Source organism: Bacillus sp. THAF10 (genome assembly GCF_009363695.1).
Lineage (GTDB): Bacteria > Bacillota > Bacilli > Bacillales > Bacillaceae_I > Sutcliffiella_A.
The window spans coordinates 925559-937927 of sequence record NZ_CP045403.1 but is presented as its reverse complement, the minus strand read 5'-3'; the positions used below and the strand labels follow the sequence as shown (position 1 = coordinate 937927).

Annotated in this window: 18 protein-coding genes; 11 read left to right on the top strand and 7 right to left on the bottom strand. The window is 39.7% G+C overall.

Annotated elements, in window-relative coordinates; genetic code table 11:
* Positions 1-39 precede the first annotated feature (39 nt).
* A complete protein-coding gene (locus FIU87_RS05015) occupies positions 40-219 on the bottom strand; it encodes a gamma-type small acid-soluble spore protein (protein ID WP_152443581.1) in 180 nt (59 codons plus the stop codon).
* A gap of 90 nt (positions 220-309) precedes the next feature.
* Positions 310-1059 carry an enoyl-[acyl-carrier-protein] reductase FabL gene (gene fabL / locus FIU87_RS05010; protein ID WP_152443580.1) on the bottom strand — a complete coding sequence of 250 codons (750 nt, stop codon included), beginning with the start codon at positions 1057-1059 and terminating at the stop codon, positions 310-312.
* A 111-nt stretch (positions 1060-1170) separates the two neighbouring features.
* Between fabL and FIU87_RS05005 the strand changes: the two genes are divergently transcribed.
* The gene (locus tag FIU87_RS05005; protein ID WP_152446417.1) at positions 1171-1395 is read left to right on the top strand and encodes a hypothetical protein; all 225 of its coding nucleotides are present in this window, start codon (positions 1171-1173) and stop codon (positions 1393-1395) included.
* A 316-nt stretch (positions 1396-1711) separates the two neighbouring features.
* Here FIU87_RS05005 and mutY read toward each other — a convergent pair whose 3' ends face one another.
* Positions 1712-2821, bottom strand: coding sequence for an A/G-specific adenine glycosylase (gene mutY / locus FIU87_RS05000; protein ID WP_152443579.1), 1110 nt, complete (start codon positions 2819-2821; stop codon positions 1712-1714).
* On the bottom strand, positions 2818-3156 hold the full coding sequence (locus tag FIU87_RS04995) for a hypothetical protein (protein ID WP_152443578.1): 339 nt from the start codon (positions 3154-3156) through the stop codon (positions 2818-2820). Before FIU87_RS04995 ends, mutY begins: the two co-directional genes overlap by 4 nt.
* Positions 3157-3230: 74 nt before the next feature.
* Between FIU87_RS04995 and FIU87_RS04990 the strand changes: the two genes are divergently transcribed.
* Positions 3231-4211 (top strand): metal-dependent hydrolase, encoded by a 981-nt coding sequence (locus tag FIU87_RS04990; RefSeq protein WP_152443577.1) that lies wholly within the window; start codon positions 3231-3233, stop codon positions 4209-4211.
* Positions 4212-4234: 23 nt separating this feature from the next.
* Here the strand turns inward: FIU87_RS04990 and FIU87_RS04985 are convergent, their stop codons facing one another.
* Positions 4235-4504 carry a YfhJ family protein gene (locus tag FIU87_RS04985; protein ID WP_152443576.1) on the bottom strand — a complete coding sequence of 90 codons (270 nt, stop codon included), beginning with the start codon at positions 4502-4504 and terminating at the stop codon, positions 4235-4237.
* Positions 4505-4629: 125 nt separating this feature from the next.
* On the opposite strand from FIU87_RS04985, the gene FIU87_RS04980 reads away from it, so the two are divergent.
* Together FIU87_RS04980 and FIU87_RS04975 are read left to right on the top strand one after the other, a co-directional pair.
* Positions 4630-4794: a small, acid-soluble spore protein K gene (locus tag FIU87_RS04980; RefSeq protein ID WP_152443575.1), complete on the top strand. Its 165-nt coding sequence runs from the start codon at positions 4630-4632 to the stop codon at positions 4792-4794.
* Positions 4795-4827: 33 nt separating this feature from the next.
* The gene (locus FIU87_RS04975) at positions 4828-4998 is read left to right on the top strand and encodes a YpzG family protein (RefSeq protein WP_152443574.1); all 171 of its coding nucleotides are present in this window, start codon (positions 4828-4830) and stop codon (positions 4996-4998) included.
* Between the two features lie 137 nt (positions 4999-5135).
* On the opposite strand, the gene FIU87_RS04970 is transcribed toward FIU87_RS04975, so the two are convergent.
* Complete coding sequence (locus FIU87_RS04970; RefSeq protein ID WP_152443573.1) at positions 5136-5507, bottom strand: YfhH family protein; 372 nt, start codon at positions 5505-5507, stop codon at positions 5136-5138.
* Between the two features lie 40 nt (positions 5508-5547).
* Here FIU87_RS04970 and FIU87_RS04965 point away from each other — a divergent pair, with 40 nt between their 5' ends.
* Positions 5548-6207 (top strand): SDR family NAD(P)-dependent oxidoreductase, encoded by a 660-nt coding sequence (locus FIU87_RS04965; protein ID WP_152443572.1) that lies wholly within the window; start codon positions 5548-5550, stop codon positions 6205-6207.
* 26 nt (positions 6208-6233) lie between these two features.
* On the opposite strand, the gene recX is transcribed toward FIU87_RS04965, so the two are convergent.
* Entirely contained in the window at positions 6234-7043 is an 810-nt protein-coding gene (recX, locus tag FIU87_RS04960; RefSeq protein WP_253905516.1) for a recombination regulator RecX, read from the bottom strand.
* 96 nt (positions 7044-7139) lie between these two features.
* Here recX and FIU87_RS04955 point away from each other — a divergent pair, with 96 nt between their 5' ends.
* The 6 genes from FIU87_RS04955 (at position 7140) to FIU87_RS04930 (ending at position 12356) form a co-directional block, all read left to right on the top strand.
* A complete protein-coding gene (locus tag FIU87_RS04955) occupies positions 7140-8051 on the top strand; it encodes a TIGR01777 family oxidoreductase (RefSeq protein WP_152443570.1) in 912 nt (303 codons plus the stop codon).
* 22 nt (positions 8052-8073) lie between these two features.
* Positions 8074-9201, top strand: coding sequence for an amidohydrolase (locus tag FIU87_RS04950; protein WP_152443569.1), 1128 nt, complete (start codon positions 8074-8076; stop codon positions 9199-9201).
* Between the two features lie 231 nt (positions 9202-9432).
* A complete protein-coding gene (locus tag FIU87_RS04945) occupies positions 9433-9996 on the top strand; it encodes a GNAT family N-acetyltransferase (protein ID WP_152443568.1) in 564 nt (187 codons plus the stop codon).
* Between the two features lie 100 nt (positions 9997-10096).
* The gene (locus FIU87_RS04940; RefSeq protein ID WP_152443567.1) at positions 10097-10219 is read left to right on the top strand and encodes a YfhE family protein; all 123 of its coding nucleotides are present in this window, start codon (positions 10097-10099) and stop codon (positions 10217-10219) included.
* A 124-nt stretch (positions 10220-10343) separates the two neighbouring features.
* Complete coding sequence (locus FIU87_RS04935) at positions 10344-10535, top strand: YfhD family protein (protein ID WP_152443566.1); 192 nt, start codon at positions 10344-10346, stop codon at positions 10533-10535.
* Between the two features lie 312 nt (positions 10536-10847).
* Positions 10848-12356, top strand: a complete 1509-nt coding sequence (locus FIU87_RS04930) for a gluconokinase (protein ID WP_152443565.1) — start codon at positions 10848-10850, stop codon at positions 12354-12356.
* Positions 12357-12369: the final 13 nt, after the last annotated feature.

The following is a 12369-nucleotide window of genomic DNA, read 5'->3' as shown; positions in this document are numbered from 1 at the left end:
TCGCTGAGATAAGAAGTGCTTCTTCGTTATGCACATTTATTATTGTTGGTTTTGTTGGTTCTTTTTAGCTTGAGATTGAGCGTTTTGTTGTCTAACGTGTTGTGCGTTAGTTTCTTGCGCATACTCAGCACCATATTGTTGTTGGTTTTGTTGTTGTTGCGCTTGTTTTTGAGCTTGTTGTTGTTGCTGTTGTTGTTTGTTTTGTTGGTTGTTTGCCATTGTTTATCACCTCCACGACACTTAAGATAACCAAGTTCTCGTGAAAGTATTACAAAAAGGCAAAATTTCTTTTAGCAAATTTTTATCTATTTAAACCAGAAGAGATCTTCCTCCATCGACGATAATTGTTTGGCCACGAATCATACTTGCTTGCTCGGATAATAGGAACATTACAGTGTTTTTAAGGTCGTCAGGCTCGACCATCCGCCCTGCTGGTGTGTTTTTCTTTGCATCTTCTAACAGCTCATCACGATTTGGGAAGTGTTTTAAGGCATCGGTATCCACTGCTCCTCCAGACACCGCATTGACAACAATATTTCTATCTGCAAGCTCAACCGCCAAATACCTTGTTAGTGCTTCAATAGCTGCTTTTGACACCCCTACTGTTGTGTAATTCTTTAAATAGCGGATAGAGCCTAAAGAGCTAATACTGACAATTTTTCCACCACCGACTTTTTCCATTCTTTTTGCCGCTTCCTGGGCCAAAAATAACAATGCCTTGGAGTTGATATTCATCGTCCAGTCCCAATGAGATTCTTCTAGCTCCATCACATGACGTAAAACCCCTGAAGCAGCATTGCTCACAAGGATATCGAGCCTTCCGAAGGTTTCATCGATTTGTTCAAACATCTCTTTAATTTTTTCAGGCTGACCTACATTCGCTTTTACAGTTAAAGCCTTTACCCCAAGCTTTTCAATTTCTTCTGCTGTTTCCTTTGCAGCTGTTTTACTACGGTTATAATTGATGACAATATCATAGCCCTCTTTTGCTAATTCAAGAGCTATTTTCTTTCCTATTCCTCTACTGCTTCCAGTAACTAATGCAACTTTGTTTGACATGTCATGGCACTCCTTTATGTATGGTAACTATATTTAATATCCTTTTAGTATAGTCTTATTTTAAATATCGAACAATAAAAGCATAACATGATTAGTAAGGTGGCGGAATATATGTATGTTGGGCGAGATATGACGGAGCTATCAATGACATCCAAGAAAGAATGGCGGGACGAAGAGCTTGCCTATTTTCACCATTCTCTTCAGCAAATGGTTCCTTATTTAAATGAGGAAGGACAAAGCATTCATCGAGAAATTGTAAAAGAAATTGAAGCACGTGGAGGCTTTCAACGCCACGAGGCTGATTGGACCCATGGAACACATATTAGTTATGATTAACAACAAAAGCGGAATGCGCCCGTTTTGCGACGTACAAACTTTGTCTAGTTGCAGCGGCTAGCTCCTCGAGTCATAAGCCCTCTTTCCTCCGGAGGCAAGAACAGCCTCCTACAGAAAGCTGTCTTATGCTTGTCGGAGCTAAACGAGCCGCTTCACTTTTCGTGGCACTGAGCCGTATGAGATAAAGAAAACACGAAGAGCGTAAGCTTTTTCGTGTTGCCTTATCGTAAGGAGGCGAGGGAAGTTTGCTAGTCGCTGGCGCATGGAGCTGGACGCTGCTACCATAAGTATCCTAAACAACAAAAGCTGCCCCAGATTATAGCTTAGGGGCAGCTTCTTGCTGATTTTTATATTCCTTCCACATGTTCAAATGTGAAACAGGAAATGCGTATTGTTTCATTTCCTCTTCCGTTACGGCCTTTAGTTGGGATTCTTTTGGAATTTCACCTGTCCATGTTCCATCATACACACCTACATTCCATACTAAATGGGAAAAGACATGATTGATGTCACAAAGAAAGTCTCCCAATAAAATATTTATGCCATATTCCGAGGAAACTAAAGCTTGTAATTGTTGTTTTGGAGTTCCTAATTCATCTATTTTCACAAAGTTTGGAAACTCCCAGAGATTGGCCAATAAACCATCACTCGCCCTTTTATGAATGAGATAGCGCCCTTGTTCATCCTTTAAAATGGCAGCTACAAGCGCAACCTGCTTAGTGGATTTCTTTTTTGTTTTTACAGGAAGCTCTCGTTGCTTTCCTTGATGAAATGCTCTGCAATGCTCTCGAACAGGGCAAAGCAAGCAAGAAGGTGACGTTGGTGTACATACTAAAGCTCCTAGTTCCATTAGTCCTTGATTAAAAAAGGAGGGATTTTCTTTGGAAATTAATTCTCGAATTACCTCTTCAAACAATTTTCTTGTTTTCACCTTTGCGATATCTTCTTCAATGAGGAGAATTCTTGATAACACCCTCATAACATTCCCGTCCACAGCTGGCTCGGGTACTCCATACGCAATGCTTAATATTGCTCCTGTCGTATAGGGACCTACTCCCTTTAAAGCAGATATTTCTTTTGCATTGTTTGGTACCTTTCCCTGATAGCTTTCGTGCACTTCTTTGACAGCACTTTGAAGATTCCGGACACGTGAATAATATCCAAGTCCTTCCCAAGCCTTTAACACTTTTTCCTCTTCTGCTTCTGCCAGGCTTTGTATGTTTGGGAATTGCTCGATAAAGGAATTAAAATAAGGAATTACCGTATCGACTTTTGTTTGCTGTAGCATAATTTCTGAAACCCATACTTTATAGGGGTCTTTGTCTTTACGCCAAGGAAGGTCTCTTTGTTCTTTTTCAAACCAAGCTATTAAATCATGTTGAAATTCATTTATATGAAAATTTTTTAGTCGTTCATGTTGTGTCAAAACAATCCTCCATATTCATTGGTTATTTTAAGCCCAAGGTATTGAACTGGTAATCCCGCTTCTTTATCAATACATTGTGATAGTTCATGAAAGGGAAGGCACTCAGCAGAGCTCCGCAATTCTTTTAATGCATAATAATGGGCTTCTGTCGGAAGTAAAAATGTCTCTCGATAAACAGCAACACCATTTTGTAGATACTCCCTTGACCATTTAAATTCATTGGCACCAATATTGCCCATAAGTCTATTAACTCTAAGCATCGTATCCTCATATTGTTGTATTACTGATTCCTTTATAGGATATTCAATGAAAATATGCAACTGTTTTGTTAACATGTTTGAAAACACCCCTTTTAACCAAAACTGATAAACAAAAGCTTTTGTAATCATTACCCGAAAGGAGGCCGAACATGGATACAGGAACACACATCGTTATGGGATTGGCGCTTGGATCGATAGCCACCATTGATCCATATGTTGCAAACAATCCAGAAACTGCTACTGCGATAATGGTCGGAGCTCTAATCGGGTCACAGGCTCCTGATCTAGACACCATTTTAAAAGTGAAAGGGAATGCTACGTATATAAGGAATCATCGTGGCCTTACGCATTCCATCCCTGCAGTATGCCTGTGGCCTCTGTTAATTGCTCCAATCATCTATTTATTTCTGCCAGAGGCTAATTTTCTCTATTTATGGATTTGGACATTTATAGCCGTAATCCTTCATGTTTTTGTCGACATTTTCAACGCTTATGGGACACAAGCTTTAAGGCCTTTCACAAAAAGATGGGTAGCTCTTGGTATTATTAACACATTCGATCCTATTATTTTTGGATTTCATATTGTAGGACTGGTTTTATGGGGCGTAGGCTTTCATCCAGGATACAGCTTTTTGGCGATATATGGAATATTAATCATCTATTATGTTCTTCGATTTAGAATGCAAAAGAAGGTATTGCGTCAAGTTCGAGAAATAATCCCAGACGTGAAACAGATTATTATTTCTCCAACGCTTTATTGGAATCAATGGCATTTGGCCATTACAACGGAAGACAATTTCTATGTCGCACGCGCTGTAAAATACCAAATATTCATTCATGATACGTTCGATAAAGTACCGCTACCTGAAAATGCCATTATTGAAGCGGCAAAATTTGACGACAATGTATCTGCCTTTTTATCCTTCTCTCCTGTTTATAGATGGGAAGTGGAAGAATATGACGACCATTATGAGGTTCGATTTATTGATTTGAGATATAGAAGTAAAGGATACTATCCATTTGTGGCAATTGTTCAGCTTGACCACAATTTAAACATTGTCAGCTCTTACACGGGCTGGATATTTAGTGAGGCAAAGCTTCGAACGAAACTGGATATCATCATAGATTAAAACCGCTCCCAAAATGAGCGGTTTTAATGTTTCATCGAGTCATCCCCATTTAACAAGTGACTGTATTTCGGATTGTTGGAGAAAAATTCATGCAGCCTATCTCCATGCCGCTCTATGATTCCAACCACCATTTTTTCTGTCATATCTTTTCCCTTATACTGATATCCTGCTTTTGCATAAGAACTTTCAAAATCCTCCCACAAAAGCTCTACCCACGTTCTTGCTTTTTCATATGTTAAAGAAGGATTTACTTCGAGCAGTCTATCCGTTAAACGCTCAAAATATTGTTCCATCACGATTCCCCTTTTCTCTTGGTTTTAATTCACACTCTTATCTTTACATAGAAATCTGTCTAAAATCCAATATTAATGTTAGGTGTTTCAATAAAACACCTATTTTTTTAAAGGGGGCGAACAGCATGAGGAATAAATCTAAAAACTTTCCTAACCCCAATGACAATAAGTTTGAAGGGGAAGGCAGAGCGAAAGCGGAATATGCATCTAAACGAGCAAACGGAACCATTAACACGCATCCTCAAGAACGTATGCGTGCTTCCGGAGCAAGAGAAGACGGCACATTTTAGCATAGTGAGATGATCTAACAGGAGGTCGTTATTATGGCAAAACAAAACCACAAGCCATCAAGAAATAACCCTTTTTCGTTAAATAGTCAGCCTTTTCCTCAGCCACATGCGCACGCCAAACACACGTTTAGACAGGTAAACGGTGAAACCCAACAAGCTCAAAACATACAGATTCTCGAGGTACAAACGAGAAAAAGATCGTAACAAAGATCTCCAAGTACATGGAGATTAAGGTAAAAAAGCAAAGAGGCGATGAAACCTCTTTGCTTTTTTCGTATGAGAGGGCTTATGTGGTCTGGTTTCTAGTCACTCTAAAAACATGTCTCGCATTGGAATCTAAATCAATGATCTATCTTAACAAGCATCGAAATTGGCAGTCCTTCCTCTTCGGTGCTAACTGTTTCCCCATGAATTCGATGACCCCAAGCGAACACACCGTTCATATACGTAATCTTAAAATGAACGCCCGGATCTCCTTCTATTTCATAAACCGCCCCAGGCTTAAAGTCCTCTGGATTCAGCATATAGGCCTTGGCCATTGTCATTTTTCGTTCCAGCACAGCAAACTCGTTTACGATGCCGAGCTGTTCTGCTTTACGAGCTTTTTCCTTTAGACTTGCAATCTCCTGATGTAGCTCATATGAGGTCATTTGGCTATAACGCTTTTCCTGTTCCACTTGCGTTCCCCCTATAATTTCTATATAAATAAGCATAGCATGATTTATAAAATCAAAAAAGAAAAAGAGGGATTCGATGCGGACAATATTAATTACCGGTGCAGGAACTGGCCTTGGTAAGGAGCTTGCCCTTCATTATGGAAAATCTGGTCATACCATCTTACTTACAGGAAGAAGACTTGCACCTTTGCAAGCTGTTGCAGAAGAAATTACCAAAAGCGGAGGAACAGCTTTCTGTTACCAACTTGATGTTTCCAACCTTACTCAAGTGCAGGAAACCATTGTTGAAATCACAAACAAACATTCCATCTGCTACCTTTTAAACAATGCAGGTGCTGGCTGCTTTGGTCCTCTAGAGGAGCTAAATTATGAAGAGATACATATAGCTATTCAAACAAATGTCCTTGGAACAATCTATTTAACAAAAGAACTTCTACCTCATTTACTTCTGCAAAAAGATCCAAAAATAATGAACATCATCTCCACTGCAGGTCAAAAAGGCAAGATAAATGAGAGCGTTTATGTTGCGAGTAAGTTTGCTGTGCGTGGATTTACAGAAAGCCTTCAAAAGGAATTAGAAGGAGTAGTAAAGGTAACTGCTACGTACATGGGTGGGATGGATACTCCTTTTTGGAATGAAACAGATCATATCAAAGATAAATCTCGGTTAAAATCGCCAGCTGAGGTTGCAAAAACCATCGCAGAACAGGATGAAGAATCCTCTATCCAAGTTTAACGAATCAAAGGCTGTGATATAAATTCTCACAGCCTTTCTTCATTTTCAAGCCACTGATCAATCATGTCCATGGTAAAGCCTTTACGATAAAGAGCGCTTTTTACTTTCATTACATATTCGTACCCTTCCAAGCTTTTGTATTTTCGGTGAACCTTTTCTGCCTGCTGTGTGAGTGCCTCCCACTCTTCAGATGGTTCTTCCTGCAATTGAGCCTCTTCTAATGCCAGCTTTATCACATCGAAACTGTACCCTTTCCTAACAAGCGCACTCTCTATTTTTTGAATCATCACCTTATAGGCACCTTTTTTATATTTTGGGGCGTTTTTCATTACAAGCTTCACCGCATGCTCAAGCTCTTGCTCTTGTGAATATTCTGCTTCGAGTGCCTCTACCACCAACGCTTTATCCACGCCTTTTTCATAAAGCTCCTGTTCGATTACTCCTCTGCCCTTTTGTGTGGTGTTCACTTGGGTTCTGACATAGGCAACGGCAAACTCCTTATCATTTAAATACCCTTGCTCTTTAAGCTTTACTACAATCTCTTTTGCGACAAAGTCTTCGTACTCTTTTTCTCTTAAGTATTCGCCTATTTCCTTTTCCGTTCTCATTCGAAAGGATAGATAATGAACAGCGGAAGTATAGGCTTTGTTAATTTGATCTGTATAAAGTATCTCTTCGATTTCGAGTTCATCAAGTTCCTTCCCTTTTGCAAGGTGATACTTTAACAAGGTGGATTCATAAACCGCAAATGCATATTCCTCATCCAAAAAAATATTAAACCGTTCTTTGTTTTTTTGCTGTACAGAAATTTTAGTAATGACGCTCAATACGCTCACTCCTTTTCATTAAGCACATTTACTTGTACTAGGGGCAGGATATTTAGGGAAAAGAACTAATATAGTAGGTAAGTTTACTTTGAGAGGATGTTTTTTATGAAAATCGCCATTGCTGGAGGTACAGGTCTAGTTGGAGACGCACTAACGGATCACTTAATAAACCTAGGGCATTCTATTTATATTTTAACTCGAAACAGCTCGAATAAAAAGGAAAAAGCCCATGTTACGTATGTTGAATGGCTACACCAATCCGCAAAGCCTGAGATGGAACTAGAAGAGATGGACGCCTTTGTTAACCTTGCAGGAGAATCCATAAACAGCGGCCGTTGGACAGCCGAACAAAAACAGAAAATTGTTGAAAGTCGTATTACTTCCACTAAAGAAATAAACAGAATCATTGCAGCCCTCCAAAAAAAGCCTAAAACGCTAATAAACGCTAGTGCCATTGGCTATTATGGCACCTCAGAAACCGAAACATTTACAGAAAAAACAACCGAACCTGGAAGCGATTTTCTTGCATCAACTGTTTATGCTTGGGAAAAGGAAGCTGAACAAGCCAAGACCCAAGGAGTAAGGGTTGTATTCACGCGGTTTGGAATCATCCTTGATAAAGAAGAAGGGGCACTTCCCAAAATGCTTCTTCCTTATAAAATGTTTGCTGGAGGTAAAATTGGCTCCGGGGAACAGTGGATGTCTTGGGTACATATCAAGGATGTGGCTGGCGCAATTACCTTTTGCCTTGAGAATGCTTCTATAGAAGGAGCAGTTAATGTCACAGCCCCACACCCCAAAAAAATGAAGGAATTTGGTAAAATCTTAGGCAGGGTGATGGGTCGACCACATTGGTTTCCGACACCAGGTTTTGTATTGAAAGCCGCTTTAGGGGAAATGAGCGTCTTAGTTTTGGAGGGACAAAAGGTGCTTCCTGAAAAATTACAGGCTCAGGGCTATAATTTCTTTTATTCACATCTTGATGATGCTCTGTCCGAAATATTACAATCAAAGTAACGACAAAATTTAGGAGCCATATATGGGAATGATAATGTTTAAAAATGCTACCGTTTATCCAATCACATCCAAGCCTTTGTACGGAGCAGATGTCATAACGGAAAATGGGAAAATTAAAGCTATTGGTCAAAAGCTGGAGATACCTCAAAATGCTCAGCTCGTTGAATGTCACGAGAAGTATTTGTTTCCTGGATTTATTGACGTTCATACACATTTAGGACTGTATGACGAAGGAACAGGCTGGGCTGGGAATGATGCCAATGAAACAATCGAGGTGCTTACGCCGCATATTCGGGCATTAGATGGTGTTCACCCTCTAGATCAAGGCTTTCAGGATGCTATTCAAAATGGAGTCACAACTGTCCAAATCTTACCCGGAAGCGCAAATGTAATTGGAGGAACCACTTCGGTCATTAAAACTCATGGAGTGAATATCTCTAAAATGCTTCTTCAGGAAACGGCAGGACTAAAAATGGCATTTGGGGAAAATCCAAAACGCATTCACAGTCAAGGTAATAAGGATTCTATTACAAGGATGGGTATCATGGGAATGCTTAGGGAAGCCTTCTACCATGCCATGCATTTTGATAATGCCGATAGTCTTCGGATAAAACCAATTGTCATGGCTCTAGAGAGAAAAATCCCTGTGCGCATTCATGCTCACCGTGCAGATGACATCATTTCTGCTATGAGGTTTGCTGAAGAATTTAACCTTCGCTTTACCATTGAACATTGTACAGAGGGTCATTTAATTGCCAATGAACTTGCAGGAAGCAACCTTCAAGTGTGTATTGGACCAACCATGACTAGAAAATCAAAAATCGAACTGAAAAATAAAAGCTGGAAAACCTATCAAGCATTATCGGAACAAGGAGTGCAGGTTTCCATTACCACAGATCACCCTTATACTCCTGTACAGTATCTAAATGTGTGTGCTGCCCTTGCTGTTCGGGAGGGACTAGATGAGCAAAAAGCATTAGAAGGAATTACGATAACTGCTGCCAAACACCTTAATGTTTCTGACAGAGTTGGGAGTATAGAAACAGGGAAAGATGCCGACTTAGTTCTATGGTCTCACCACCCCTTCCAATTCCTTGCAAAGCCTGTTATGACAATGATTGACGGTGAAATAATTTACCAAAAAAATTAACAAAAAAGTTGTATCTTTTTTAAATAAAATCGAGTATGATACGAAGGTAAACAAAATTTAATCAACTAACAAGTTTTTAAATGTTAGGGAAGGCAAATGGTGCGCCACCAGGTAAACTGGTTCTAGTGGGTTCGATTCCCACCCCGAAATTTTTTGTAATTTAAAAAATTTCGAGGGTGGGTCAGTCTTCACGTTAACGTGACATTTCTGCCCTCAATTGGAGGGTTAGACATGCTCAAAAAACGTGATTTCCAAGAATCTCAAACTCTTTATGAGTTAATGGTGCACCCCGAAGTCTTCCCTTTTGTGCGACATAAAGCGTATTCCTATGATGAGTTTCTTTTTCTTACAAAGCAAACCATCGAAGCGGAAGATCGCGGAGAATTGATTTCACGGACCATTCTTGATGAGTGGGGCACTCCAATTGGAACAATCAATCTGTTTGACGTACAAGAGGGCGCTGGCTTTCTTGGCACTTGGCTCGGCAAGCCTTTCCACGGGAAAGGCTACAATCAAGTTGCGAAAGATCAATTTTTTGAAGAGCTTTTTTACGAGCTCGATATTAAATCAATTTTTATGCGTATTCGTAAAGTTAATGTTCGTTCTACCAAAGCAGCAGAAAAGCTTCCTTACGTTGTATTAGCTAATGAGACACGTAAAAGCCTCTTAGATGAAATTAATCATGGGGAAGACATTTACAACCTTTATGAAATCTCTCGTGATCAATACACACTCTATAAACTGCGTACTGGACATGAAGTACTTCATGAAGAGCATCATTTAAAAGAAGCGTAAACATGTTATCCCACTCCCTTATTGGAGTGGGATTTTTGTATATTTTTCCATCATTTAGTGAAGAATGTTATTAGATTCAAGTGCGAAGGAGGGATTGCAGATGAATGAGAAGAAACGTCGTGAGAAAACGAAAAGTTCTTTAAGCAAGTCACAAGCAGTTACATATTCGCGAGAATTCAGAATGGCCGACCGTGTTGGTGGATATACAGATAAACCGAGATAACCTTCCTTTAATTAGGAAGGTTTTTTTGTCCAACAAATACCGGCTATGTTCCTCGCATCTGTAGGTGATTCTAATGAGGAGGACTGGATTATAGTCCATCACGTATTTTCTTGGAGGGCATCGAATGGGACGTTCCCGTGGATCTAGAAGCAAAAGTAAAGCATCTCTGCCACAAGTACCTAAGAACATGAAGAAGCCTGCACAGGATACTGAATTTGCGCATGAGCATGGTGCGGATAATGAAATATTAGAAGCACAGGCACGTGCATCCGCTGCTGGAATTACGCGCAACAGTAAAAAGGATACGTTTAGATAGTCTGTATGTGAGAAGTATCGTGCGGATGGTTGTCCGCACGATGCTTTTATACGAATTTTACTTTCTGAATATTACATTTTGTTAACAAACTTGTTCACATGCATGTGGATAGTGTGAATAAACTTGTGTATATCCCGCATATCAAGGGTTTTAATTGTGTATAACTTTTTGATAACTCCTACTTTTGTAACAGAATATACTGAAAATTACCTACTTTCCGTCTGTATGATGATGATTCATCTTCTACATTGATATTCACATGCATCTCCGTTTAAACTAAGGTTATATTCTAAAGATGATAGGTGAACAAAGATGAGCAAATACATGATTGGAATCGATATTAGCACAAGCTTAGTAAAGTCTATCGTCTTTACAAGAGATGGACAGGTTATTTCTGAATACACTTGCAGTTATTCTACATATAGACCAAAATCAAGTTACGCAGAACAGAGTCCCCATGAAGTGGAACATGCAACGAGAGCAGCTCTGAAGCATAGCATCAAACAACAGAATATAAACATATCGGACATTATTGGGATAACTTTTTCCTCTCCCATGCACAGCTTGATCTGTATCAATGAAGAAAATGACCCTATTTCTCCTATGCTCACCTGGGAAGATAAACGGAGCTATTCTCAGGCTGGAATTATGAAGGAATCCTATGGACGAGGGCTTTATGAACAAACAGGGACCCCTATTCACCCAATGTCCCCTTTTGTAAAGTTAGTTTGGATGAAAGAAGCAAACTATCCTCCTTATTATCAATCAGCTCGATTTGTTTCCATAAAAGAATACATTTTATATAAATGGTGTGGAACCTGGCAGGTCGATATTTCCACTGCTTCTGCAACAGGTCTATTGGATTTACATACCTTAAAGTGGAATTCTGATGCCCTTACGATTGCAGGTATAAATGAATCTCAATTATCTACCCTTGTTCCCTGCACCCATCAGCTAGAAGCATTAAACACTTCCATTGCAGACGAAATAGGAGTTTCCAAGGCAACCCCCATTATCATCGGAGCAACAAATGGTGTTCATGCCAATATTGGTATAGGAGCAACAGGTGTACATGACACCGCTTTGTCAATAGGCACTAGCAGTGCAATCAGAAGGTTTACAAACGAGCATGTCGTCGATTTAGAGCAACGTACCTTTCAATATGCTTTTACAGAAAGCTTACGAGTCGTTGGAGGTGCTTCAAACAATGGCATGTCTATCATGCATTGGCTTGCACGGCAATTCTCAAGCTTAACCAAGAAAGAAACGATCGAGATCATGGACTTAGAAGCATTAGCTGCCAATTCCTCTGCAGGAGCGAACGGGTTATTTTTCCTACCTTATCTTAGTGGAGAAAGAGCCCCTAAATGGAATGCCAAAGCTAAAGGGGGCTGGCTAGGATTGACACTTACTCATACGAGTGCAGATATGATTCGTAGCGCCATGGAAGGTGTTATTTTTAATATGTATGAAATTTACGATTCTATTTCTGGAAATTACGGTATGGGTAGTGGTCTTGTGGTTAGTGGAAGCTATGCTGACTCAACCTTATGGGTCCAAATGACAGCTGATATCTTTAGGAAAACCGTTAAGCTTCCCTCTACAGAACATGCTACAGCATGGGGAGCAGCCTGGTTAGGGTTAATGGCCTTAGGCAAGGTAAACACCCTTGAAGAGATTAAAGACTTCATAAAAATAAAACATGAAGTTTTTCCTAATGTGAGAAGCGTCGTAAAATATGAAGAGCACTATGAACTTTACAGGGAAATTTATAATAAAAATAAGCCTCTGTATAATGATATAGATCGCTTGCAATACTAAAAAGCGCCGGTAT